We start from the raw sequence: 24,814 nt of genomic DNA on the forward strand, positions 1-24,814 counted from the left end.
GGCTTTCCCGCCGCAGGCCGAGGCCCCGAGCACCGTCGCCATGGCCACCACCAGGAGACCGGCCTTCGTCACGTTCCGCGTCACAACGTCCCCCACACCCTTGCTTCGCACACAGTCAGCGCACAAGACGACCCGAGAGGGCGGACGGTTCCGGCCAGGCGTACGGGTAGGTCGGTGCACGCGCCCGACCAAGTCCTGCCGGACCGCGCGCCGGGGAAGAGGGCATCGGGCGACGGTTCGTGGATATCAGCAGCCACTCGCCGACATCATGCGTTCAAGGTCGGTAACGGAAAACCTCAGTCCCACCTCCCGTTTCCTGGCGGCTCGGTCCGGTCGCGTACGCCAGCGGAGGTGCGATGGCCTGCACATCTGCTCCCTCGCCGACCCACAGCGCGATGAACAGCGCGGCGGTCGCTTCCAGGAGTCCCGCGCGTTCGAGACCGCCGCCGGCCACTGGTTCACAGCCCATGTCCATCACCAACTCGCGTACACGCACGAGGGCCGTCTCGTCGTCCCCGCAGACCGGAACGGCCAGCGGTCGCCCATCGAAGACGGGCGGCCGCATACGCCACACGTCCTCGTGGCAGAGGTTGAAAGCCTTGACCACGTGGGCTCCCGGTGCCGCCGCGGCAAGTTGCTGCGCGGCTGAGGGGCCTCCTTCCGTCAGCAGCCGAAAGCCCGACCCGACCGGGTTGGAACAGTCGAGCAGCACCTTGCCCTCCAGGGCCGCGTGCAGGTCCCGTGCCACGTCTGCTCCCGCCCCGAAGGGCAGCGCGGCCAACACCACCTGACCGGTCTCCGCCGCCGCGCGCAGACTGGCAGGCTTCGCGCTGCCTCCGATGCGCGTCGCGAGCCGCTCCGCCTTGCGTGCGTCCCGTCCCCCGATGATCACGTCGTGCCCGGCCCGCACCCAGTGGGTGGCGAGCGCGTCGGCCATGTTGCCCGTTCCCAGTACGCCGATTCTCATCACGCGTTCCCTCCCTGTTGCCTGCTTCGGCCGTTCGCACCGACGCTAGAGGGCCCCTCGGGCACCATTTGGTACGTGACGACCGACACCTTCCTCGCCGACTGCCGCGCCCGCCTCGCCTTCGACCTGCTCTCCAACACCTGGAACGCCGTGGTGCTTTGGGCACTGCGCGACGGCCCCAGGCGCCCGGTCGAACTACGGGAGCGGATCGGAGGCATCAGCTCCAAGGTCCTCACCGAGACTCTGCGGCGGCTACAGTTCAACGGACTGGTCGACCGGCAGGAACACCCCGGCGCGCCATCACGGGTCGAGTACCAACTCACGACTCTGGGCCGCACGTTGCTGACGCCCATCGACGCCGTCGGCGCATGGGCCTTCGAGTACGGCGATGAGGTCATGGCCGCCCAGGAAGCTGCATGCACTTCTGACACTTCTGATGAGGATCGTTGAAGGCGGCGCTGTCCGCCGTTCCGTGCAGCTCAGTGGGGCGATGAGTTGTGGTCCCGCCGCCGGGCGCTGCTGTCCGTGCAGTGGACCGCAGCCGGCACCGCCCTACGGCCGCTGGGGGCGGTGGGTGGCCTCGGCAGCGGGTTGGGCAGAGTCGCGATGACGTCGATGGTCGAGGGGCTCGCTGGCAGAGGAGTTGGCGGGGAGACGGGTGGACGGACGCCGCCGGGCGCCGGCGGGCAGCCGCGTCATGAGCCGGAGGGCCTCGGCGGCCGGCGTCGGGTCGCTGAGATCGTCGGTCAGGGTCACTTCGACGCCGCCGCTGAATCGCGCGGTGTAGTTGTACATGAAGCTGCACAGGGATGCCATGAGGGTGCCCAGTAGGACCTCCAGTGTGACGACCCCGGTGGCGATGACCAGCGTGTCCGACGGCGTCGGCCACTCGCCTGGGGCCAGAATGCCCAGAATCACCGACGTGGCGAGCATGCCGCCGAGGACGCACACTCCGAGGCCTCCCAGGAAGAGGGAGCTCATCACCACGACCGACCAGGGGTTGGTCTCGGATATGCGCATGCGGGTGGCCCTGCGCGGTGGAGCGGGCGGGAGGGTGTGACCAGGGATCGGTGCCGGCTGCGGCGTCTTGGGCTCGGGTGGCAGCGGGGTGGGCGCCGTCGGTGCCGTCACGATGCGCGACGCGATCCTCGGCCCCCGCTTACGGGCCGTGCTGTGGGTGCTGCTGCGGTTGGTGCGGCTCATGTTCGCTCCCTGGCTGGCCCCCACCTGCGACGTTAAGTGCAGGTAGGCGGCCGCGCATGCCCGGCGATTACGGTAAGTGAACAGGAGGGCGCCGACCTCAGCGGCCCGCGGCCGCGGCGAACCTCAGAACTCGGATTCTCGGCGCCCTTTCGACTGAGGGGGTCCCGAACTGGGTGAAGGCGCCGCGTGCGGTGGCGGTGCTCGTGGTCGTGGTCGTTGCCGCGGTCGTCGACAGCCGACAGCGCACAGCCGCTGCGGTCCGCCGCCGCCCGGTCGCATCTCCATACACCCAGAATTCACCCGATCGGCCTACGCGGACTCCGTCCTCATGTGCGGCGTCCCCCGTTCGGTCGCATGGTGAACGTGGTCGGCTTGCCGCCAAGTAATCGTCGTGATCGCCAGCTTCGCGGGGAGGCGCCGTGATCGTGATTGCTCTGCTCCTCCCGATGGTGCCGCTTCTCATGCTGTTCGGGCTGCCCGCTCTGGAGGACCGCCTGTTCCCACCGCGGCCACTTCTCCCAGAACAGGCGGACCGAGAACAAGCGGAATGCGACTGACACTCCGGCCCTGGAACAGGCACAAGCTACGGTCGAGACCCCGCCCGCAGACAGCTCAGAGATCCGCTGGAGAGGCCGGCGGGCAAGGGGGGCCGCTCCGTGGCGGACATCAGCACATGCGGGCTCCAGACGGACAGCGCCACCCGGGGTCCTGCGCACCGCCGCCCACCAGGTTCGTGAGAGCGAGACGGCCCGCAGCGGCCACTGACCGCCTGCGCTGCCGTTCACTTTCGATCGCTGCAGTCCCGCGCCGCTCCACCACCAGGTGGCCCGGCAGTTGGAGGCGGCGATCGAGGTGAGGCTGGGAGTGTCCCGGCCGGCCGTCCGCCGGGCCATCCAGACGCTGGTCGGCCTCGGGCTGCTGGTGCCCCACCGCGGCGTGGGCGCACCCAGGTCGTGCACGGCCAGGTGGCCCGGCCGTTGAGCAGCCGGTCCTGGACGCTGACGGCCGCAGCCGCATCTCGGTCGAGGACGCGGCCATCGCCTTGATCGATGAGGCGGAGCTGCCGCGCTTCGTGCAGCGCCACTTCACCATCGGCTACTGAAAGCCACAGCCCCCGTTCCCGTGGGGGATCACATCAACTCCCCCAAGGGGCTATGGCGGGGAGCCTTGTTGATGTACGCCGCCCCAGCGATCCGCAACGCCGTATGCGCGCTCCGAGAGCGTTCCCGGGCGGCCTCCAGAGCGGCTTCGACGCCCGGCTCGAACCGTCCGTCGACGACCGGGCCCAAGGAGATGTCGGGAAGCTCTATCGCCGTCCTCCACGCCGTCTCAGCGGCACCCAGTAGCGCGGGGTCCGTGAGCACCAGGAGCCCGAGCCGGTCTCGTGCGACGGTTGCCGCGCTGCGGGTCGAGGCCCGCGCGACACGCTCCTCGCTCGTCTCAACATCGCCCGCACGCCGAGCGGCCACGGCCAGCCAGTGCGCCTCTCGGTGCCGGACCACGGCCTCCAGCAGCTCCGCGACAGCGCGCGTCACCTCCTGGCGGTGCGCGGCATCCCGCGCCCGCCGGTCTGTAGCACGCTGCACGTAGCCCGCGAGACCAGCACCGGCGAGGGTGCCGAGCACGGCGACGATGCTGGACCACACTGTCTACTCCTCGGGGGTAGTGCGCCGGTACCCGCGCCACCCCGTAAGGGCGGTCGTGGCCGCAGCGCCGTGCCGGCGATTCACGCCGTCGTCGGGGCGGTTGTCGAACGACTTCAGCGGTTTGTGCAGGTCAGTCAAGGGTTCCTCCCATGCAGGACGCCACCTTTCCGATTCTCGATCCGTCCCGATACCCAGACAGCGCGAAAACGGAGATCGGCCACACGCTGGCCGGTTGGCATCCCTTTCAGCGGGATCCATAGGCACGCGGGGACACGGCAGCCGGGAGCAGCCGATGAGGAACGACGCGCGACGGAGCGGCGCCAGGGAGAGGAGAGGCAGCTCCGTTGACCCATCGCTGCCACGGGTCGCTCTGGCCCGCACCGAACTTCCAGTCAACGCTCTAGCGTGCCCCGCTCGGGGGAGATGCCTGCGGCGTGCCGGGAAGTCGAATCGTGACGAGGAGGCCACCGGTGGGACGGGGTGTGAGGTCGAGGGTGCCGTCGTGTGCTCGGACGATGCTGTGCACGATGGCCAGCCCGAGGCCGACGCCGGCATGCTCGCCGGTGCGCATGCGTTCTGTTCCGCGTTGGAAGGGCTCGGTGAGGGTCGGTACCAGTTCCGTGGGGAGCGGATGGCCCGTGTTCTCGACCCGCAGCACACTCGCGTCGTGCTGCGGGTCGGTGTGGACCGTTACGGCGCCGCCGACGGGGAGGTTGTGGACGATGGCGTTCTGGACGAGGTTCGTCACCATCCGCAGTAGGAGCGCCGCAGAGCCGAAGGTGTGTGTTGTCTCGCCAGTGACGTCGAGGGTGATCCGGCGCTTTTCGGCGAGGGGAAGCAGCGTTTCGGCGGCTTCTTCGGCGATGAGGGAGAGGTCGACGGGCTCGCGGGTGAAGCTCCTGCGGTCGACGCGGCTGAGCAGCAGGAGTGCCTCGGTGAGTTTGATCGCCCGCGTGTTGACCGTGTGGAGGCGTTCGATGAGTTCGCCCTGGTCCCGCGTGGGGTCGTTGCGGGCGGCGTCGAGGAGTGCCTGGGAGATTGCCAGCGGGGTGCGCAGTTCGTGGGAGGCGTTCGCTGCGAACCTCTGCTGCTCGGCGACGTGGGACTCGAGTTGTTCGAGCATGGCGTCGAACACGTCGGCGAGTTCACGGAATTCGTCCTGGCGGCCCTCCATGCGGATCCGGTGGGAAAGCGACCCGTTCGCGGCCAGCCGTGCCGCGTGTGCGATCCGTGTGAGTGGTGCGAGCATCCGGCCGGCGAGGATCCATCCTCCCAGGAGGCCGAACACGAGAAGGAAGGCCAGTGCTGTGGCCGCGGCGGGGGCGAAGCCGCGCAGGAGGTCGGAACGGCTGGGGCCGATGATGATCAGACCGCCGAACGTTCTCCGGATGGATCTGGCGTCGGCAGTCGGTATCCAGCGCAGCACGAATACCCACACCACGGCCAGCAGGAGAGCTCCCGCGAGGAGGAGGAATCCGGCGTAGCTGAGGGTGAGTCTCAGTCGGGCGCTGAGCCCTGGGCGTCTATTCATGAGTGCCGTCGGCGTAGGTGGTGTCCATGCCGGTGTCGATTCGGTAGCCGACGCCGGGCACCGTGGCGATGATCCATGGTTCGCCGAGTCGTTTTCGCAGTGCGGAGACAGTGATACGAACGGCGTTGGTGAAGGGGTTGGCGTTGTTGTCCCAGGCTCGCTCCAGTAGCTCTTCGGCGCTGACCACACCGCCTTCGGCGGCGACGAGGACTTCGAGCACGGCGAACTGCTTACGGGTGAGCGCAACGTAGCGTCCGTCGCGGAACACCTCCCGGCGGAAGGGGTCCAGCCGCAGGCCCGCGATCTCGCGGACCGGGGGCCGGGCGTATGCGCGTCTGCGGTCGAGCGCACGCAGCCGCATGACGAGTTCCCGCAGCTCGAACGGTTTGGTGAGGTAGTCGTCGGCGCCGAGCTCGAACCCGGAAGCCTTGTCGTCGATCCGGTCGGCAGCGGTGAGCATGAGGATCGGGATGCCACTGCCGGAGGCGACGATGCGCCGGGCGACCTCGTCGCCGGTGGGGCCGGGGATGTCGCGGTCGAGGACCGCGAGGTCGTAGGAGTTGACGCGGAGCAGTTCCAGGGCGGAGTCGCCGTCGCCGGCGATGTCGGCGGCGATCGCTTCCAGCCGCAGACCATCACGGACGGCTTCGGCCAGGTAGGGCTCGTCCTCCACGATCAGCACGCGCATGACCGAAGCCTAAGCAGCGCACCATATCGCCGACGTATGCAAAGACGCGCGCACACCGGACACGTGACTCAGCCTGCCGGTGCCGGCGCGGGGCCAGGTCGGTCCGCCGACACCTTCGCCGTAGTGCGCCACCAGCGGCGCGACGCCAGCGCGGCCAGCACGGCGCCCACGGTGTTGACCAGTACATCGTCCACGGAGGACACCCGGTCCAGCCACAGGACGTACTGTGCGGTTTCGACCAGGATCGAGCAGCCCGCCCCGAGCGCCAGGATCCGCGGCACGGACGTCAGCGCCGCGAACCGCATCGGGGCGAAGAACCCCAGCGCCGCGAAAACCAGCAGGTTGCCGACGATCCCGAGCGGCCCCATCGTGAGCAGGTCCCGCAGCGGTACCAGGCTCACCCGCCGGGGAGCGGTGCCGGGCCCGGCGCCCGGCATCATGGTCAACCACAGGAACGGCACCGTCCCATGGACCATGCCCACCTCGGCCAGCGACATCCGCCACGCCGATGGGACACCGGCGGCACGCCGACGGCGCGCCAGAGCCCACACCACCAGCGCGGCCGACGGCAGCGCGACCAAGGTCATGAGCACCACACCGTTGAACGTGTCGAAGCAGCCGTGCCACCGCCCGGCCATGCACATCGGAGCGGACATCATGAGCGGCCGCCGTACGACGCTGACGAACGCGGCGCTCGCCATGCCAAGGATCGTCAGACCGAGGATCGTCAGGCCGAGGAGCACAATCCTGCGCGTGCGGCGGGGCGGTGCTGGCAGGGATACGTCATGGTTCATGCCCCCATTGGAGGCGGAGGTCCGTTGCGGCGGCGTATGCGCTTTTCGATACACCCCCGATACACGGCATCCCCGGCATCGAGGAGCTGGCGCAAGCCGGCCGCCGTGCAGCCCTCCGAACTGCGGGTCAGGCCACCAGTCCCGCGATGTGGGCGGTGACCGTGTCGAGGATGTCGGTCCAGGCCGACTCGTCGCCCAGGACGAGGTGGTTGAGGGTCAGACCGTCGGTCACGGCGGCGAGATAGCGGGCCAGTACGGAGACGGGGACGCGGAGTTGGAGGTCGCGGCTGTGGCGCAGCTGATCGATCAGCTCGGTGTAGGCGATGCCGTACAGCTCGTACTGCCGTCGGGCCAGGTGCTCGAACCCCGGCTCGCGCAGGGCGTACTGGGTCAGTTCGTAGGTGAGCATGTGCTCGTCGGGGCGGTCGCGGACGTGGCCCCAGTACGCCTCGAAGCCGGCCCGGACGGTCTCCTCCAGCGTTGCCCTGGGCCGTAGTGCGTCCCGCACCACGGTCACCGAGTGGTCGGTGAGGGTGGTGATGACGGACTCGATCAGGGCCTGCTTGGAGTCGAAGCAGTAGTGGAAGACGCTCAGCGACACGCCCGCCTCGGCGGCGATGGCCCGGGTCGTCGCCTTGGCGACGCCGTCCCGGGCCATCGTCCTGATCGCCGCTTCCGTCAGCTGTCGGCGCCGCTCGGCCGACGGCATGCGTGCCATCCGTGAACTCCCGCCTCAGGCGCTGTGGACCCCGACCTCGTACAGCGAGTATCCCCAGTCGGTGCCGCGGTCGAGACCGTGGACCCGGACGTAGCGGGCCGGGGTCCCGGTGAACCGGGCCGTGTCCAGGCCGCCGTCGCCGCTGGTGGTGGACCAGGCGGTCTGCCAGTTCGTGCCGTCGGTGGACAGTTCGATGCGGTACGACTTGCCGTACGCGCGCTCCCAGTCGAGCGTCACCCGGGAGACCAGGTGGGTGGAGCCCAGGTCGACCTGCCACCATTGGTCGTCGCTCCAGTCGCCGGCCCAGCGGGTGGAGTCGTCACCGTCGGCGGCACGGCCCGGCTGGTAACTGGTGAACGGGTTCCACTCGGATGAACTGGCCGACGTCGGCTGCCCCTTGGCGAGGTTCACCGAGGCCTGGTGCCGTTCGGTGGCGCCCCAGGTGTCCAGGTAGGACTCGGCGCCACGGAACAGGTCGTTCACCACGTCCTGACCGCCGACCCGGCGGATGTCCTCGATCCAGTCGGGGATCATCCCGGCATGGGCCGCGCCGTCGGTGTTGATGTCGAAGGTGCGCTCGCCGGAGGTCTGCCGGTCGATGACGGAGCCGCCGTCGACGCTCTTGAAGGGGTACGTCACCTTGTTCGCGGCGTCCGCGCCGCGCGGGGCGGGGTGGTCGCCGATGCCGTTGAAGTCGGTGCCGTAGCCGTAGCCAACGCCGTACTTGTCGCGCAGCGCCTTGGTCCGTGCGGCTTCCGCGACGAAGCCCTCGGAGCCGTGCATGTACTGGGCGACGAAGCCTCCGAGGGAGTAGACCCGCTCGGTCCAGTTCAGGTCCATCCAGCTGTGCGAGGAGATCACGCCGGGGTAGGACGCCGACTCCAGGATGTCCAGCGCCTGACCGACGGCCTTCACGCCCATGTGGTCGATCTCCAGCATCATCTTGCGCTTCATCATGCCGCGCACGGCGTACTCGCCGAGTACGGTGAGGCCGCGCTTGTTGCACTGGGCGTCCGAGTCGTACGAGGGGACCTTCACGCCCTCCGGCAGGTCCGACTCCGCTTCGGACGAGGCGTTTCCGATGGGGTTGTCGTGTTGCGGGCCGGTGCACTTCTCGGTCTGCCAGAAGGTGCCGGTCGACAGGAACTGGCCGACGTTGATGGCCGTTCCGAGACCGCCGGAGTCGAAGCGGACGCCGCACAGCGCGTTGTCGAACTTGTGGCACAGGAACATCGAGCGGACGCCGAGCGCGTAGAGCTCGTCGAGTCCCTTGTCGATGTCCTCCTTGCTGCACTGCGGGATGTCGAGAATCTGCTTGCACCCGAAGGGTTCGGAGGTCTCGACCCCGAGGATGACGGCGAGTTTGCCCTGCTCGATGACCTCACGCGCCTGCGCGCTGTCGGTGACGACGCGGAACCAGCCCTTGCCTGTGCCGCCGTACATGTTGTCGATGTACGCCTGGAGGTCGTACGTCATCCTCGCCTGCAACCGGATCGACGTCATCTCGTCGCAACTACGGTCCTTGAAGGGGTAGACGGAGCAGATCATGCCGTTGGTGACGAGGTCGTTGACGAGCACGCGCTGTCCGCCGCGCCAGGCCCGTTCCACCCACGCGTAGTAGTCGGCCTGGTGGGTCATCGAGTCGTACGCGGGCCAGTCCTTGAAGGTCGGCCAGCCGGCCGGGTCGTGCTTGCCGTCGCCGCCGTGGGTGATGTAGTCGAAGATCGCGAGGGTTCCGTCGGGGTAGTGCTCGGGGCAGTCCTTCAGGGCGTCGGCGACACCGGCCTCGGAGAAGACCTTGCCGCAGATCAGCCGACCGCCGAAGGCCTCGTTGCCGAACAGGTGGTTGTGCGCGTCGACGAACCCCTGAACCTCTCCTGCCGAGTTGGTGCCGGTGAACGGCTCACCGGTGACGTTGATCTGGACGTCCGGGGCGGGTCGCGCGGTGGGGATCCACCAGTCGTTGCCGGCCGCCGAACTCGGCGTGGGCCCGAGGGCCATGGTCAGTACCAGGAGCAGCAGCGACAGTACGGTGACGTTTCTGCGTCTGCGGTACGAGCGTCGAATCGGCGTCACGGCCCACGTCCCTCGGTCGGCGGGAAGGCGCGGTTGACGAAACGCTGAGATTGTCATGCACCGCGCAATACCTGGGACGAGGATCGGGCCGCGCGCCTACCGAGTCAAGTGTCCGGGACGCTCGACCTGATGCGGCTCAGCGACTCAACTCCCGCGCCCAGTCGCCGAGTACGGGCACGCACCGCTCGGCGAAGTACTCGTAGTCGGCCGGGGTGTTGTAGACGTGGGCGGACACCCGCAGGTAACCGATGCCGTCGAAGCTGGTGAAGGCGGCCTCGACGGCGAGTTCGCGGGCCACCCGGTCGCGCAGCGCGTCGGCCTCGATCCGGCTGCGCCCGAGGCCGTCGGGCAACCGCACCAGGCGCATACCGGGGACCGGCATCCCGACGTCGGCCCCGCTGTCCTCACCGGTCAGTTCCTCGAAAGCGGCACCGATGACATGCCCGGCGTAGTCCACGAGCCGGTCCATGTAACGGCGGGCGGCGGACCAGCCCCAGGCGCGCTCCACGAAGGCGAGGGACGTCGGCGCGGCCAGATAGGAGGTGGCGTCGAGCGTGCCCTGGTGGTCGAAGCGGTCGGGGTACGGCTCCCCGGCGCCCCAGGAGTCGATCAGCGGGTGGAGCAGGTCCCGCAGGGGCCCGCGGGCGATCAGGGCAGCGGTACCGCGCGGGGCGCAGCCCCATTTGTGGAGGTTGCCGGTCCAGAAGTCGTACGTCGCGTCGGCGAGCGGTGCGGCGAGCAGACCCGGGGCGTGCGCGCCGTCGACGAGCATCGGTACGCCCTGGCGGCGTGCCTCCGCGCCGATCCGCTCGACCGGCAGCCGACGCGCGGTCGCCGAGGTGATCTGGTCGATCACGACGAGGTCGGTGGCCTCACCGATCTCGGCGACGACGGCCTGGCAGGCCTCGTCCTCGTCGGCGCCGAGCGGCACCCGCGCCGTGCGCACCCGGCCGCCCCAGCGGCGTGCCAGCCGCTCGGCTCCCATGGTGACGGCCCCGTAGCCGTGGTCGGTGACGACGATCTCCCCGCCGTGGCGGCGTTCGAGCGCGTCGTAGACCACGCTGGCGCCCGCGCTGGCGTTCGGCACCAGAGCGAGGTCGCTCGCGTCGACGCGCAGGAAGCCGGCGAGTTCGTCCCGGGTGGCGGCGAGCCGCTCCGGCAGCTCCGGGAACCACACCACCGGCGCGCGCTCCATCTCGGCGCGCAGCTCCGCCTGCCGCTCCTGTGCCACCAGCGGGACAGCACCGAACGATCCGTGGTTCAGGTGCCTCAGGTCCGGGTCCAACGACCACGCCTCGACGGCGAGCCTGCCGTCGGACAGCAGCAGGGGGTGCGGCGCGACGGCCACCTCGGTCTCACTCACGTCAGCAGGCCTCCGGAAACACAGGTGATCACCCGGCATCCTGACACGGGGGTGATCGCGGCCCGGGGGCCGGGGCGGCCTCGCGGTCCGGCCGCCCGCGTTTGGCATGGACCCGCCTACGTACGAGAGAATTCCCTTCATGTACGTCTACGAGGACCCCGGGACCTGGACGTCTGAACCGACTCGGCCCCGTTGGCAGTTGGTCCTGCGTTTCGCCGCCACGCTGGTGTGTCTTCCGGTGCTGTGCGCGCTGTGGCTGGCGGTGGCGGTTGTGCTCTTCGTCGTTGGGCTGTTCGCCGACGGGATAGCGGCCGTGAGTGACGGCTTCGCACGCGGCTACATGCGGTTCATGGACGACATGCTGGGCGGCGTCCTCCGGCTGGGCTCCTGGTTCGTGACCTGGCCGGAGCTGCGTCACGAGGGAGACAGCGAGTACTACCGGGCCCGCGTCGACCGGCGCGTCGGCCACTGGACCACTCTCGCCTCGGCTCCGCGCGAGCCCAAGAAGGCGCGGCCGCCCGTGGAGTGCGCCATCCCCCTTCGTGACTACCGTGGCGTGGGCGCCGGATACGTGGCCGAGGTTGCCCTGGGCCAGGGGTGGGAACTGCGGCCGTCGGACGTCCGTAAGGAGGTGCGTCTGTGGTGGTCGGCCGCCTCACACGTTGACTGACATCCGCATGATGCCGCGACGACGTTCGTCAGGGCAGCCGGCAGCCTGGGCGCGGTGCCCCAGCCAGCCGTCCGGTTCGGCACCGTGTTCCCCGCGCAGGCGGGGACGGTCCCGGTGCCGGGGCCCGCACCCCATGCCCTGCCGACGGTGTCCTGGGCGAAGGCGTAGGCGTCGCCGCCCGGGGCCCCGGTGCGGCGGCCGGGGATGACCGTCACCGCCCGCAGTGGCAGCTGTTCTGGGTGGATTTGCTCTGAACCTGGGGATCGGCACTGAGGCGACGATCGCATACTGATCCGACGCAACGGCGTGCCCGACAGGGCCGGGGCACTTCATCGCTTCACGCGGCCGCGCACGGCGAGGATGGCAAGCCCGAGCAGGGCCGGCTCGACGAGGCGGGCAGTCATCTCGACATACGTCCCGGTGGTGGTCAGGTCCTGTCCGGAAGCCCGGAAGATCACCGAGTTGACCACCACCCTCACGGACTTCTCGAACCGCGTGGTCGACAGACGCCTTGTGTACGGCCCTTCCGGGTTCACGGGTGCCGGCTTCCTGGTCGTCAGGGTTACTCGGCGGCCGTCGATGGTCCCCGCGCTGACCGGGTCCGGGTCGTCCTGCGGCAGACCCCACAGCATCATCGCGAGCACGGTGGCCGTCATCGCCAGGACCAGCCAGGCCAGGGCGCGCACGGCGCGCAGGCCGTATCCGGAGAGTGCCCAGTACAGTCGCAGCAGCGTCCGCTCACCGCGGGACGCTGTGGCGTCGTGGCGGCGCATCTCCATCTCGCCGTAGTAGAAGTCGGCCGCGCCCGGCTCGTTCCGGCCGTCCTCGAGTGCCTTGCGGAGCTGACGGTAGACCGGCGCGAGCACGGGGGGTTCATGCGTCTCGACGCCCGGTGGCGCGGGCGTCCAGCCGTCGCCGTAGCGGGTCGCCCGCCAGTGGTGCTCCTCGGCGAGGGTCCGACGGCGTATCCAGCGCAGCCCGACCGGTGGTGGTGACAGGAAGCAGCGGCCTTCGAGCCGCAACTGGTCCAGGTGGACCGTCTCCACGAAGAGGCAGCCGGTCAGGTCGACGTCGGCCAGCACCAGGTGCGCGGCGTCCACGCCCTTGACCGAGGTGACCCGCACCCGGTCATCGGTGAGCCCCGGTTCGGCGATCACCTCGCCCTCCGGCGAGACGAACGGGCGGGGCCGGCCGACGACGGTCACCGGGAACTCCACCACGGCGTCGCTCAGGTCCACCCCGGCGTACCGCAGCCGCAGCGCGGCGGTGGACGCCCACCGTGTCCGTCGGCAGCGCACCTCCCGCGCGGCGGCCTCCACCGTCACCGCGGCCTGGAACACGGCGTCGGAGAAGTCCACCGCCGCCGGGCAGACCAGCGGGCCGATCCGGGCGGTACGCCGGAACACCGCCCGTCGGAAACCCACGTCGGCCTCCAGCCGGGCCCCGGAGAACGACAGGTCACCGCCGATCGCGGCCCCGTCGAACGTGGCTTCTGCCGCGAAGTGAGCCTCGGCGAACGGCATGTCCCCGCCGATGTCCGCCCCGTTGAAGCAGGCTCTGCTGCGGTGAAAATGCGCACCGTCGAAACAGGCCCGGCCGGTGATCCGGATCTTCTCGAAGTCGGCACCGTCCTCGAAGACCGCGCCGTCGAAGGCGGCTTCCCCATCGATGACCGCCCCCTCGAAGGAGGCGACGCCACACACCCGGACACCTGAGAAGTAGGCGTCCCCGCACGTCATGCCCTTGAACATCGCACCGCGGCCGACCTCGCGGACACAGAAACGCAACGTGCCCTTGATCCGCGCCTCGTAGAACCAGGCATCACCGCCCACTTCGGTGTCATCGAGCCACACATCTCCCGCGACCCGCGCCGCACCGAGACGGAGATCGCCCCCGGCATGTACCTCGCGGACGTACACACCCCCGCCGAACACGGCCGACGCGAAGGAGCAGAAGCCGCCGAAGTCGATCCCCTCGAGCTCCGCGTCTCCGGTGAAGCGCACCTCGTCGAACGATGCCTCCCCCACCCGTGTCCGCCCGCTCCCCGGTTCCCTGAGCGGTGCGAGGAGCTCGTCGAGCAGGCTCTGGGTGAAGGGTGTGCCCCGGTGGTCGAGGTCGGCGCCGGGGGTCAGCGAGGCCAGATAGGCGGCACGTTCGGCGCTGTCCAGATGCGCCAGGCAGGCCGTGTACGAGCGCACTCTGCGTCCCCGGCAGCGTTCCCCGGTGTCGAGGTGTTCGCACTGCGGCCACGCGGGGGCGTCGGTTCCGGTCATCCCTGCTCCCGTCTCATACCGCCACGACCGTCACGTCCCTCCGGTCACGCCCCTTGGGCCGGTCGACCAGCGCCTCGACCACCCAGCGTCCAGGGGTGACTTCCAGTTCCGCCCGATATCGGTCGGGCTCGTGCTGCCGGAAGACGAGGGGTTGTTTGTCGGGACGGCCCGAACGCCACATGAACGTCCGCAGATTGCGCCGCGGCAGGTCGTGCCCCAGCAGTTCGATCACGAACGGACGGCCGGCAGCGACCGGGTCCCGGGGCAGGTGCAGGGCGATGCCCTCCTCACCGGCGAGACTGCCGCCGGGCGAGCGTCCCGCGCGGATCGCGAGCATCGCGTCTCGGAGCGCGGGGCCGCTCGCCAGGTCCGCGTTCCGGAAGCTGGTCCACAGCATGGGGTCCGTACCAGTCCAGTCCGCGACGGCCGACCGACGCGGCACCGTCCCGTCGCCGGGTCCCGGCAGGCTGTCGGTGATCCGCGACCCGTCGGAGGAGAGCACGAGCGCCTCGGGGCTCGGGAAGTCGACGCTGCCGACGCAGTGCACGGTGTACGGGAGGGGGCCGACGCGCCGGTGTTCGTCACAGGCCGAGCGGAACTCCTCCCGGAAGGCCAGCGCCTCGCGGACGGCGTCGCCCGGCAGTCCGGGAACCGGGTGGCGGTTGTCGGTGATCCGCCGCTCGCGGCTCTTTCCCGCGACCCGCACGGCGGGGTACCAGGGCAGCATCTCGACGACCGCCGGCAGGTTGAGCACCCAGTCGCGCAGCGCCTCGTTCAGCCGGGCGGCCACGTCCGCCCCGAGTCCGGCGTCGCCGGGGATCGCATGACCTGCCAGCAGCCGGGCGGCTTGGACCAGCCCCTGCTGCGGGGTGCCGAGGGTGACCAGGGTCCGAGCGGTTTCCCGGCCGTCCTCGCACTCCAGGTAGTGCCGTCCGATCAGACCGCCCGTCGCATGGCAGACCAGAATGACGCGCGGATCATCGGTCCGGTCCGGGTAGTGCGCGGCTACCTCGGCATGCCACCGGTCGAGTTCGCGCGCCACCCGCGCCTTCAGCTGCCGGGCCACCAGCCGGTGGGACAGCCGCCAGTCGTAACCGAACGGCACGAACTGCGCGTCGAGCGGGTCGCCCAGGGCGGCACGGATGTCGGGATAGCCCATGCAGGACAGCAGCCCGGGCACGGAGTCCGGGACCTGTAGCAGCGCGTCGGCGTCCAGCCGGAAGGGGCGCTCGGGCGAAGCGTCTCCCAGCCCGGGCGGGAGGGCCACCTCGGTGAGCGCCGCGGCCGCCGAGCCGATCAGCTGCTCACCGCATCGCGCCCAGAGGTCCTGGCCGTCCCGGCACAGCCGGGTGCCCAGAAACCCTGGGACGAAGACCACCAGATCGTGTTCCATTCACTCTCCCCGTGTCCGGGCGCCGAAGAACGTGTGCGGCAGCCGGATCAGATCGCAACGGTCCTCCCCCTGCAACGCCATCAGCAGACCCTCCGGGTCCATCGCGGTACGGACGGCGTGCACGTCGTACCCCCGCGTGGGAATCCCCGGCCCGTCCAGCCATTCCCGGGACCAGACGTCCCATGCGCGTGACACCGTCTCCGGCGTACAGAGCAACAGCACGGGCCGCTCCACGGGGCCGGCGAACACCAGGGACGTCACGTCGGGGAAGTCCCCCGGCAGCCGCTCCGGGGGGTGAATGCCCTCGTCGCCGGAGCAGTCCTTGACGTACACGCTGCCGTGGTCCGCCCAGGCCAGCATGGGCATCGAGGCGTCGTCCTCGTCGTCGTACAGCTCCCCGAGAGCGAGGCAGGAGGGGCCGGCCGTGAGCAGGACGCGCCGCTCGACGCCGTGATCGCCCTCGGTCCAGACCTGAAGCTGGTCGCTCAGATCACCGGCCATCCAGTACGAACCGTCCCGCAGGATCCTCGTGTCGATCCCGCAGAACCCGCGGTCGGTCCGGATCTCGCGCACCTCGATCCCGGCGGACGAGACATCGGCCGGCACCTCGTGGCGTACCAGCCGCCGACCGTCCGCCACGCTCAGCCGCAGCGTGCCGGCGGCCGGGCCGCCGACCAGGCTCAGCGTGCGGGCCGGCTGGCCGGCGTCCCCACCGAGCGGGATGTCCTGGTGGGTGACGACCGACAGGCTGTCGTCCAGACGCCACAGCCGTACGGTCCGGCCGGCCGCGGCGGCCACTGTCCAGCCATCCGCCGCCCGCACCGCGGCTACCGCTGTCACCGTGCGCCCGTCGTGGGCGAGTTCCGTAGCCGGAAGGGCGGCCGGATCCCCCTGCTTCGGCCGGGAGATCCGGATCCGGTCGTGCCAGGCCCGGCACAGCAGCGGCGGACCGTCCGGTGCGCCCGCCAGTGCGAGGACCGGGCGCTCGTTGCTCGGCCGCCGCTGGGTCCCGTAGCCGGCCTCCAGCGCGGGGAGCACGTCCACCACTCGGATGTACGGGCCGTCGGCGACCGCGAGCAGTCCCTGACCGCCCGGTTCGAACGCCATGGCGCCTTCCCGGGGGGCGCTCAGAACGAGCGTGGCCTCGCGTCCGGACCGCTCGACGGACCAGATCCGGACGGCCACTTCCTCGTATCCGGCGAGCAGTAGTTCATCGCCGTACCGCCCGAACGCCAGGCCGCGCGCGTTCGAGGGATACGTCGCCTTCCTTTCCAGGACCGGCTCGGGGAAGGATTCGACCTCGCACCGCCAGACGTACACAGCGGTCCCGTCGGCCACGGCGAGGAAGCCCTCCCGGGACGAGACCGTGAACGCTGCGACGGCCATCGCGGGTGCCGCCAGGGTCACGCCGGGATCGGTCCGGCAGGCGCGCAGGCCGTCGCCCCCGTTGCGGGTCCGGACCACTTCGAACAGCTCCACCCGCTCGGCGCCCGCAGCCAGAACGAACATCCGGGCGCCCAAGGTGAGGGCCGCGAGCTGCCGTACATCCGCCGTACGGACCTCCCTCAGCTGCGTGTCCAGGTGCGTGCCGTTCCTCCAGGACCACACCCACACCCGGTCCCCGTCGGCTGCCAGGGCCACGTTCTCACCCTCCACCTCGGCCACCGACAGGGCGCGCACACTGCCGCCCCACCGGTACTCCTGATCGGGCATCCGGGCACCCGCGCGCCAGAAGTACACGGTCTGATCGTCCCGGGCGACGGTGGTCCAGCGGGCTCCCGCACCCACCTCACGCACCTCGCTGAGCGGGCGTCCCCGCTCCCCGCCGGTCCTGGGCAGCCGACGGGTCAGCAGCCGAGCGCCCGACTCCGGGTGCAGGACCTGGATCTCCCCGAGTCCACCGGCGGTCAGGGTGTCTGCGTGGGTCAGCCCCACCGTCCCGGCCCCGGCGCGCCAGCTCAGCGCCCGCGCGCCGCCCGAAGGTGCCGCGCGCCGCCACTCCGGGGGGTCCGGCGGGACATCGGTCCAGTACTCCTGCCAGGGCAGGAAGCCGTCGGTGGGCCGCAGCGTCCGGTACGTCACGTCACGGTGACTGACGAAGGCGGTGGCGCTGAGCAGGGCTTTGCGCTCCAGCAGAACCGACGCCGACAGCGGGCTTGACGCGCGGGGGAACGAGCCCCCGACCCTGCCGTACAACGCGGCGCCGTCGCAGTCCCGGGCCAGGCCCGCCGCGAGCGGCAGCATGACATCGGGGTTCGTACGCAGCAGGAAGCCCACGTCCTCGAAGAGCTCCCGCAGGGCGTCCGGCCCCACCTGGGCGGCATGGGCGCCCAGGTATTCGAGGGTGTACTCGTCGGCGTCGCTCCAGTCGCCGCCGCCGCGAGCCCGGAGCGCGTCCAGCACCCTGCGGTGTGCCTCCCGGGCGGTCAGTCCGGCGTCCGAGAGGAAGAACTCGCCATAGCTCGGGTGGGCCAGCTGATGGCGGATCCGCCCGGCCGTCTGCCGCGCGCCGTCCTTCTGGGTGGCGACGATGCCGCCGTCGGCACTCCGGCACACCTGTCGCAGATCCTCCAGCGTGAGCTCCGGTGAGCCGGCCTCGCGCAGCGCGTTGGCGAGCTTCAGCCAGGTCGCGTCCGGAGTCAGCCCGGGGCCCTGGATCACCGCCAGCGCCCGCAGCACCTCGTGGGCTCGCTGTGCGCCGGGCTGCTCGCTCAGGTAGCGCGTCTCCTCCGCCAGGCGGGTGCGTAGATCCATGCCGCCGTCACGCAGCCACGCCAGCAGCTCGGCCTCGGCGGCGACCGTGGTCCGCCGGGCGAGCCCGGTCGCGGCCAGGCGGGCCACCAGGAACGAGCCGTGACTCTGCGCCGCGACGATCTCTGCCGTCCAGTCGCGGTCCTCCTCCCGCGTGACACCCAGGTACGGGGACTGCTCGGTGTCCAATACGGACAGCACCATGCCAGTGATGCTCTCGCGCGCCTCCTCGTCGTCCCCGAGGACCACGGGTTCGACGCTGAGTTCCAGGGTGTCCAGGAGTGACTCCTCCTCCGCGGGCGCGGTGGTACGCCGGCGGGGCTGTGCCCGGGTGCCGACGATCACCCGGACACCGGGCGTGTTCGCCAAGGGGCCCAGAAGGTGTCGGGCGATCGCGTACGCCTGGTCCGGGAGGGCCTCGTCAAGCGCGTCGAAAATCAGGTTCACCGACCCCGCCCGGCCGACCAACTCCCCGAACGCGTCGGTGAACTTCTCCGACATCACCGGCTCCTCCGGCAGCGCCGGTGCCCCGTCGATGTCCGCCAGCACCTTCCGCAGGTGTGCGGCCAGCGAATGGGCGGACTGCCCCCGGCAACTCAGCGCCGCGTGAATGGTCCCCGCCCGGGGCAGCGTCGCGGGGTCGAGGTCGGAACCGAGGGTCTCCCGCCAGCTCGGCAGGGAGGTGAGGGCCAGCCGGCCGAGCAGCGCGGTCTTCCCTGTGCCCGCCAGGCCGGTCACCGCGATCAGCCCCTTCGGGTGGGTGTCCATCCAGCGCACGATCCGGCTCAGCGCGTCCCGCCGGCCCGCGAAGTGGCGGCTGAGATGGCTGTTTTCCTCGAGACCGAACTGCTCGGCCTCGATCCAGGGCTTCCGCCGCGTCAGCACGGCCGGCGTGTACACCGGCCGGTCGGACTGATGGTAGTAGGGGTTGTCGAGGAAGTTGTTGGGGAGTGCCCGGACCTCCCAGCAGTCCGGCCGCTGCGCGGGTTCGTCCAGACCGTCGTCCGCGGCCCGCGCGTCCACGGCACGGCAGAGATACGGCAGCGGCAGGTACAGCGCGGATGGCTCGAACGGGCGGGCCTGGTCGTCCGCCACGAAGTCCGGCTTCGCCAGCGCTTCCTCCAGCCATGTCACCCAGCGTCCCGCCGGCACCTGTGCGTCCGCCCCCGATGTGCCGATGACAGCGAAGCCCTTCCGACGGCTCTCTCGCGCCCGGATCACCGCGGAGTCCCGCTCCAGCTCCACGGCGTGCCGCACCGCCTCGCCCAGCGAGTTGTAGCTCTGCGAGGAGCAGGCGTCGATGATCAGCAGGGTGTCCGCCTCGTACTCCGGCCGCAGCAGGAATCCCACCAGCTCAAGCAGGGGGACGGCCCGGGCGGGGTCGAACTGGCCCGACTGCCATGTGTCGGCGCAGGCGAGGAAGTAGCCCTCGTCGCCGCGCTGGACGCCGTGTCCCGTCCAGTAGAGGATCTTCCGCTGGGCGCCGTCGGCCAGGAATTCCTCCAGCCCGGCCCACAACTGCCGCCGGGTCGCTCCGCCCCGGTCGGCCCCGAGGGTCTCCCCGAAGCCCAGCCTCTCCCGCGCCGTCTCCGTGAAGCGGTCACGGACCTCAGCCAGCTGCGGGCGGCGCAGTCTTTGCCGCTCCTCCGCGTCCGGATGGAGGTACTCCGGTACGGCGATCGTGCCCACCAGGGAAGAGGATCGCCGCTCGGCCTTCAGTAACGCCAGACGGTTGTCCGTGTTGCTTCGTACCATGAGATCGACAGCACCCCCCGTGAGATCCACCACAGTTTATTTACCAGTGGAGTTGGCGATGCGAGACAGATTCACCGTGGTTGGCCGGGCGACAGGCTGTCATCTCTTCGAAGGTGACGGAACCCGGCCCATCGACGAGGAGAACGTCCACGTCAAGTACACGCCGAAGCGTGTGCAGTTCCCGGAGGAGATCGCCGCTTGGCGGCGGTCCGTCGAGGCGGAGGAGGAACGCAAGGAGGCCAGCGGACTGCCGCATCGGTGGAACAACGCACGTTTCGCGGTCGAGCGGGTCGTGGTCACCCGTACGCACTTGGCCGAGGAGCCCGTGGTGTCCCTCACCATGCGGGACGCCGACTACTTCGACTTCCTCACCACTTCGCTCAACCTGGACCGGCGGCAGAAGAACGGCCTCACGCTGCGCCAGCAGTATCTGGAGGGCAGTGACCCGGCCGACGCGCCCTCCTGGATGAACTGCAGCTTCGGCATCAACGTGGCCCTGGAGACCGGCAAGGACGGCAAGATGCTGTTCTCCCGGCGTAGCGCCCAGGTCGCCGGGCCGAACAGCGCGCGGTGGAACTCCTCCGCCAACGAGGGCCTGGCCCAGCAGCACGACCTGCCCCGGGACGGCAGCCCGGTCAGCCTGCACGCGGTGGCGCGCCGCGCCCTCTTCGAGGAGCTCGCCGTGCACGACGGGGACAAGACGAAGGTGGAGTTGCTCGGGTTCGGGCTCGACCTGGTCAACCACCAGTGGGCGGCGTTCTTCCGCGCGGTGGTGCCCGAGCTCGACGAGCCGGCGCTGCGTCTTCGCTGGACGCGCGGTGTGACCGACAAGTGGGAGCACGACCGGTTCGAGTTCGTGGACGCGGACCCGGAGTCGGTGTTCGGCTTCATCGCGGACGAGCCGGAGGAGCGGTGGACACCCTGCGCGCCGGCCCTCTTTTATCTCGCCCTGGTACGCGGTGCCGTGGAGCGCACCGGCGGTGACCCGGCCGGCCGGTTCGCCGTGGAGCGGGCCGAGCAGAAGGTCATGTCGGACCGCGGTCTGTGAGCCGGGAGGCCGGGGTGAGACGTCTCAGGGGGTTTCCCGCCCACGTCTCCCCCGGGGAACGTGGCCGAGGACGAGCGACCCCATGCCGACGGCGGATCCCGGCCCCACGGAGGCGTACTCCCTGACCTTCGCCCCGGCACCGACGTACGCGTTCTCCTCGATCACGGCATGCCGCCCGAGCAAGGCCCCGGCCGTCGCAGGCAAAAATGGATCTTCGTGGTCAGCCCGCCTCGGGACCGGCCGATTGCCTCGCCCGGCCGGGCCTGCCCCCTTTGCGGGCCGTGGCCGCACGCGGTCCCAGGTGCCGTCGGCCGACCAGCGCCGGAAGCGCTCGTAGACCGTCTTCCACGGCCCGTAGCGCTCAGGCAGATCGCGCCAGGCGGCCCGGTGGACAGTCTCCACGAGATCCCATTGACCACCTGGGGCCATCCGCCCGCCGGTTGAGGGGTCGGACGCCTCCTCCCCCGTCCAGGGCGCCTACGGCGTCACGTATCCGCTCTGGCCGCCGGTACGGAGTGACATTGCCGCTCTACCGCTCGGCGGTGCCGTCGTCACCGTCCATCTCGTAGATCCGCTCTTGAAGCCGTTCACCGGCCCAGTCCAGCCCGACGCCCAGGTCGAACCAGTGCCGATCCCTGCGGACGCCGGGCGGTGAGAGGTTCACCGCCGCCCACGAGAAGACCCCCATGAGGATGGAGCGCCCGTGCTGCGTGGTGCGCACGGACAACGCGAACGGTGCGGCCAGTGCCGCGCGGGTCACCAACATGACCTGTTCGTCCTCGGAATGTCGACGCCCGGCCGTGAGAAACCGGGGCGTTTCAAGAATCTTGACCCACTCGACCACGGCGTCTGCGACCTGGGCGCGCAAGGACTCTTCGATGCCCTTCCGGATGGCGGTCGCGGGATCATCGCCGAGCCAGCCAAGCCAGTGATCAGGGTCGGTGAGCTTGCTGAAGTCGTCCTGTGGCACCCCGTGACGGGGGTTCTCCTCATACTCGCCTGTCAGTTTCCCGCTGCTGTCCACCAACCACGCGCCGCGGATCGCCTCGGGAGGTACGTAGCCGTTCGGGTCGTCGATATGCGTCGGGTCGATCTCGGCGACGCTGCCACCGGGATTCTCAGCAGCCGCAGCCAGCAGCGCCGGCTCGTTCGGTATGCCTTTGCGTCGGTTTCGCGAGCCAAAACGCCCCACGTTCCCACCCCCACCGTTGCCTGCCCAGTCGACCACGATTGTGCCGCACCAGTGAGGACCTCATGAGGTGGTGTGCGTGACGGCGACGTCATAGGCCCGCAGCGGTGTCGGCCGGCGCATCAGGTGGTCGGAACGCGCTCGGCCGAGTCGGAGCCGCCTGAAAAGCAGCGGCCAGGTCGTGCTCGGTGAGCTCGTCGGCGGGGCGGTGGAGTGTCCAGCGGTGGATCCCGCCGTCCATGGGCAGCACCTCGACGACGGTTTCCAGCGGTGCGTAACCGAGTGCACCACAGCTGAATTGGCGGATCACGACGGCGGTGTCGTCGTCCAGGCCGAGCAGGATGCGCACAGCGTCCCTCAGTACGCGGAGGTGCGGACTCGGCCAGGCGATTCCTGGGCGTGGTTCCAGGTGCATGGGAGATACCCCTTCGTTCCGGGAGGAGTGACAGGTGGCGTGGCTGGCGGGCTGCACCGTGGTGGTTCAGTCGGGGGGTGTGCCGGTGGCGGCACGGTTGCGGATCGGCGGCCTGACGGGTAGTCGGGCAGCGCGGCGTTGTGTGGCCACCGACATGTGCCAGATCGCGAGGAGCAGCAGCGTTCCGGTCTCGGCGAGGAGACTGAGGACGGCCTGTGGTGCGGGCTGTAGACCGCGCTCGGTGAATCCGAACACGCCTACGGTGCGCGAGGCGGCGAAGCCGCCGAGGGCCCCGAGCGCGACGCCTGCTGCGGCGGCCCTCAGCATCAGGGGCGGTGTCCCCAACAGCAGCAGGGCAGCGAGTGCGAAGGAAGCGCCGGCCTGGAGGAGGAACAGGGGCCCGATGATATGGATGAAACGGTACTCGTCGACGTAGAGCTGGGCGTGGATGTACCCGCCGGCGGCGAGGGTCGCGGCAGTCGCCCACCGCAGGGCGGGGATGGGGAGTCTTCGGGTGTTCATGCCAGCCTCTGATCCTTGACGGCCAGTTCGCGGTCGCCCTGGCGGTAGCCGACGCTGCGGATGCCCAGTGCGTCTTTGAGCTGTCGGGCGGGCACGACCTGCGGGGTGGGGGCGGGGGCACGGCCAGGCTTGGGCAGGGGGTAGGCGGTGGTGGTGGCGGAGTGGAAGGTGATGTTGCCTTCTGTCTTGGTGAACAGCTGGTGGACGTGCCCGTTGAGGCAGGTGACAGAGGAGAAGCGGCGCAGGAGGGCGATGACCTTGAGGGCGTCGTCGGTGCTCCAGCCCCACCGCGGGTACATGGCGAACAGCGGGATGTGGCTGAAGACCACGACGGGGGTGTCAGACGACAGTCCAGCGACGTCCTTGCGGACGAAGTCGATCTGGTCGTTGCCGAGGTGGCCGAGCTTCTCCAGGCTCAGGGTGTTGACCAGGGCGATGAAGTGCACGCCGTGGGTATCGAAGCTGTACCAGCCGTCGCCGAGCGTGCCCGCGCCGAAGGTCCGCCGGTAGGCGCGGCCCGCATCGCCGATGGAGTCGTGCTCGCCCGGTACGGTGAAGACACGGTCTGTCTTCATTCCGGCCATCATCTGCTTGACCTGGTCGAACTGTCCGGCCGTGGACAGGTGTGTCAGGTCGCCGCTGTGCATGACGAAGTCAGGCCTGAATCCGAGCGAGTTGACCTGGTTGATCGCTTCGGTGAATGAGCCGGCCACGTCCATGTTCGCGGGGCCCTGGAACCCGATATGGCTGTCCGAGACTTGCACGAACCGCAGCGCGCCGGTTCCCGCGGCGGCGGCACCGACAGTGGCGCCGGCGTTGGTGCCCCGGGAGTCGGCGATGTGGCTGATCACCTCTCCACTGGCCACGGTCAGTACCACCGCGCCGCCGAACCACCCTGCGTGGCGGATCAGTTGGCGACGCGTCATACCGTGTTCCCTGTCAGGCTGACGGGCGTCGTGGTCCGGCGCTCCGTCGTGGCTGTCGTAGTAGTCGGTCATCAGGTCACCTCCACGGTGGCGGTCATGAACGGATGGATGGTGCAGAGGTAGGCGTAGGTGCCGGGCTTGGTGAACGTGTAGCTGTAGGTGGCGTGGGTGGCCAGGGCGGCTGAATGCAAGGGGCCACCCTTTCCGGCACTGGTGACGGTGTGGGCGTCGGTGTCCTGATTGGTCCAGGTCACCGTCGTACCCACCTTCACCTTGAGCGCGGCCGGGGCGAATGCGAAGTTCTTGATCCCGACGGCGTTCCCGGTCACCGGCGCGGCCGGCGCGCCCGTGCTCGAGTGGCTCGCGGGCATGCTCATGCTGGGCATCGGCGAGGCGCCGGGAGGGGAATCCGCCGTATTCCCCGGCCCTGTGGCACCGGACATCCCGGCCGTCCGGTGCTGACCCGGGCCGGGTGTGAGGGCGCCGGCTCCGGAGGACGAGGGGTGCGGCGACTGGCCGCATGCGCTGAGGAGCCCCAGCGCGCCGGCGGTGGCGAGGGTGGCGGCGGCCAGCCCGGCCGCAGCGCGTGATCGCCGGTTCGGTGTACGGAAGTTCAGGTGCATGGGTGTCCGTTCCTTACTGATCAGGCGGAGACGGGGACTGCGCCGACAGGGGCGCAGGCAACCGCAGAGAGGTGTGCTGGGTACGAGCCGAGGCGGCGCGGTGGCGCCGACTTCGATGCGCGGGGTGGGCACGGCTTGCGTGGCCGGTGCCAGGAGCGCGTGCGTCGCGTGGGTGTGTTTCGGTCACCTCCGATCCGTCCTGTGCCACGCGGGGATCCGATGAGGAACTGCACGTATGTCGGCGTATGTCCGGCTTCACGGAC

General features: G+C 70.1%; 20 protein-coding genes and 1 pseudogene. 3 read left to right on the forward strand and 18 right to left on the reverse strand.

What is annotated here, in order from left to right:
* Positions 1-274 precede the first annotated feature (274 nt).
* Positions 275-967 (reverse strand): NADPH-dependent F420 reductase, encoded by a 693-nt coding sequence (locus ACFY01_RS16275; protein ID WP_390736689.1) that lies wholly within the window; start codon positions 965-967, stop codon positions 275-277.
* Positions 968-1,042: 75 nt separating this feature from the next.
* Between ACFY01_RS16275 and ACFY01_RS16280 the strand changes: the two genes are divergently transcribed.
* The gene (locus ACFY01_RS16280; protein ID WP_390736365.1) at positions 1,043-1,417 is read left to right on the forward strand and encodes a winged helix-turn-helix transcriptional regulator; all 375 of its coding nucleotides are present in this window, start codon (positions 1,043-1,045) and stop codon (positions 1,415-1,417) included.
* 102 nt (positions 1,418-1,519) lie between these two features.
* Here ACFY01_RS16280 and ACFY01_RS16285 read toward each other — a convergent pair whose 3' ends face one another.
* From ACFY01_RS16285 to ACFY01_RS16320, 8 genes are all read right to left on the reverse strand, one after another.
* A complete protein-coding gene (locus ACFY01_RS16285) occupies positions 1,520-2,170 on the reverse strand; it encodes a DUF3566 domain-containing protein (RefSeq protein WP_390736366.1) in 651 nt (216 codons plus the stop codon).
* 1,130 nt (positions 2,171-3,300) lie between these two features.
* Positions 3,301-3,816: a hypothetical protein gene (locus ACFY01_RS16290; protein WP_390736367.1), complete on the reverse strand. Its 516-nt coding sequence runs from the start codon at positions 3,814-3,816 to the stop codon at positions 3,301-3,303.
* A 400-nt stretch (positions 3,817-4,216) separates the two neighbouring features.
* Positions 4,217-5,347 carry a sensor histidine kinase gene (locus ACFY01_RS16295; RefSeq protein WP_390736368.1) on the reverse strand — a complete coding sequence of 377 codons (1,131 nt, stop codon included), beginning with the start codon at positions 5,345-5,347 and terminating at the stop codon, positions 4,217-4,219.
* Positions 5,340-6,035: a response regulator transcription factor gene (locus ACFY01_RS16300; protein WP_390736369.1), complete on the reverse strand. Its 696-nt coding sequence runs from the start codon at positions 6,033-6,035 to the stop codon at positions 5,340-5,342. Before ACFY01_RS16300 ends, ACFY01_RS16295 begins: the two co-directional genes overlap by 8 nt.
* Positions 6,036-6,103: 68 nt before the next feature.
* Positions 6,104-6,829, reverse strand: coding sequence for a VanZ family protein (locus ACFY01_RS16305; protein WP_390736370.1), 726 nt, complete (start codon positions 6,827-6,829; stop codon positions 6,104-6,106).
* Between the two features lie 127 nt (positions 6,830-6,956).
* Positions 6,957-7,547 (reverse strand): TetR/AcrR family transcriptional regulator, encoded by a 591-nt coding sequence (locus ACFY01_RS16310; RefSeq protein WP_390736371.1) that lies wholly within the window; start codon positions 7,545-7,547, stop codon positions 6,957-6,959.
* A 15-nt stretch (positions 7,548-7,562) separates the two neighbouring features.
* Positions 7,563-9,548 (reverse strand): discoidin domain-containing protein, encoded by a 1,986-nt coding sequence (locus tag ACFY01_RS16315; RefSeq protein ID WP_390736690.1) that lies wholly within the window; start codon positions 9,546-9,548, stop codon positions 7,563-7,565.
* A 211-nt stretch (positions 9,549-9,759) separates the two neighbouring features.
* Positions 9,760-10,986, reverse strand: coding sequence for an aminotransferase class V-fold PLP-dependent enzyme (locus ACFY01_RS16320; RefSeq protein WP_390736372.1), 1,227 nt, complete (start codon positions 10,984-10,986; stop codon positions 9,760-9,762).
* A gap of 139 nt (positions 10,987-11,125) precedes the next feature.
* Between ACFY01_RS16320 and ACFY01_RS16325 the strand changes: the two genes are divergently transcribed.
* Positions 11,126-11,656, forward strand: a complete 531-nt coding sequence (locus ACFY01_RS16325; protein WP_390736373.1) for a hypothetical protein — start codon at positions 11,126-11,128, stop codon at positions 11,654-11,656.
* Positions 11,657-11,985: 329 nt separating this feature from the next.
* Here ACFY01_RS16325 and ACFY01_RS16330 read toward each other — a convergent pair whose 3' ends face one another.
* Genes ACFY01_RS16330 through ACFY01_RS16340 form a run of 3 tightly spaced genes read right to left on the reverse strand, consistent with a single transcriptional unit; the run spans position 11,986 to position 19,828 of the window.
* Complete coding sequence (locus ACFY01_RS16330; protein ID WP_390736374.1) at positions 11,986-13,929, reverse strand: pentapeptide repeat-containing protein; 1,944 nt, start codon at positions 13,927-13,929, stop codon at positions 11,986-11,988.
* A gap of 13 nt (positions 13,930-13,942) precedes the next feature.
* The gene (locus tag ACFY01_RS16335) at positions 13,943-15,322 is read right to left on the reverse strand and encodes an esterase/lipase family protein (RefSeq protein ID WP_390736375.1); all 1,380 of its coding nucleotides are present in this window, start codon (positions 15,320-15,322) and stop codon (positions 13,943-13,945) included.
* Positions 15,323-19,828: a peptidase C14 caspase catalytic subunit p20 gene (locus tag ACFY01_RS16340; protein ID WP_390736376.1), complete on the reverse strand. Its 4,506-nt coding sequence runs from the start codon at positions 19,826-19,828 to the stop codon at positions 15,323-15,325.
* A 58-nt stretch (positions 19,829-19,886) separates the two neighbouring features.
* Here ACFY01_RS16340 and ACFY01_RS16345 point away from each other — a divergent pair, with 58 nt between their 5' ends.
* Entirely contained in the window at positions 19,887-20,876 is a 990-nt protein-coding gene (locus tag ACFY01_RS16345; protein ID WP_390736377.1) for a translation initiation factor 2, read from the forward strand.
* A 206-nt stretch (positions 20,877-21,082) separates the two neighbouring features.
* Here the strand turns inward: ACFY01_RS16345 and ACFY01_RS16350 are convergent.
* From ACFY01_RS16350 to ACFY01_RS16375, 6 genes and pseudogenes are all read right to left on the reverse strand, one after another.
* Positions 21,083-21,295, reverse strand: a pseudogene (locus ACFY01_RS16350) (transposase); the annotation flags it as partial.
* Between the two features lie 110 nt (positions 21,296-21,405).
* Entirely contained in the window at positions 21,406-22,104 is a 699-nt protein-coding gene (locus ACFY01_RS16355; protein ID WP_390736378.1) for a hypothetical protein, read from the reverse strand.
* 52 nt (positions 22,105-22,156) lie between these two features.
* Positions 22,157-22,414, reverse strand: coding sequence for a hypothetical protein (locus ACFY01_RS16360; protein WP_390736379.1), 258 nt, complete (start codon positions 22,412-22,414; stop codon positions 22,157-22,159).
* Positions 22,415-22,546: 132 nt separating this feature from the next.
* Positions 22,547-23,002: a hypothetical protein gene (locus tag ACFY01_RS16365; protein WP_390736380.1), complete on the reverse strand. Its 456-nt coding sequence runs from the start codon at positions 23,000-23,002 to the stop codon at positions 22,547-22,549.
* Positions 22,999-24,000 (reverse strand): metallophosphoesterase family protein, encoded by a 1,002-nt coding sequence (locus ACFY01_RS16370; RefSeq protein ID WP_390736381.1) that lies wholly within the window; start codon positions 23,998-24,000, stop codon positions 22,999-23,001. The genes ACFY01_RS16365 and ACFY01_RS16370 overlap by 4 nt, the downstream gene beginning before the upstream one ends.
* Positions 24,000-24,305, reverse strand: a complete 306-nt coding sequence (locus ACFY01_RS16375) for a plastocyanin/azurin family copper-binding protein (RefSeq protein WP_390736382.1) — start codon at positions 24,303-24,305, stop codon at positions 24,000-24,002. The genes ACFY01_RS16370 and ACFY01_RS16375 overlap by 1 nt, the downstream gene beginning before the upstream one ends.
* Between the last annotated feature and the right edge of the window lie 509 nt (positions 24,306-24,814).

Source organism: Streptomyces sp. NPDC001480 (genome assembly GCF_042894725.1).
GTDB lineage: Bacteria > Actinomycetota > Actinomycetes > Streptomycetales > Streptomycetaceae > Streptomyces.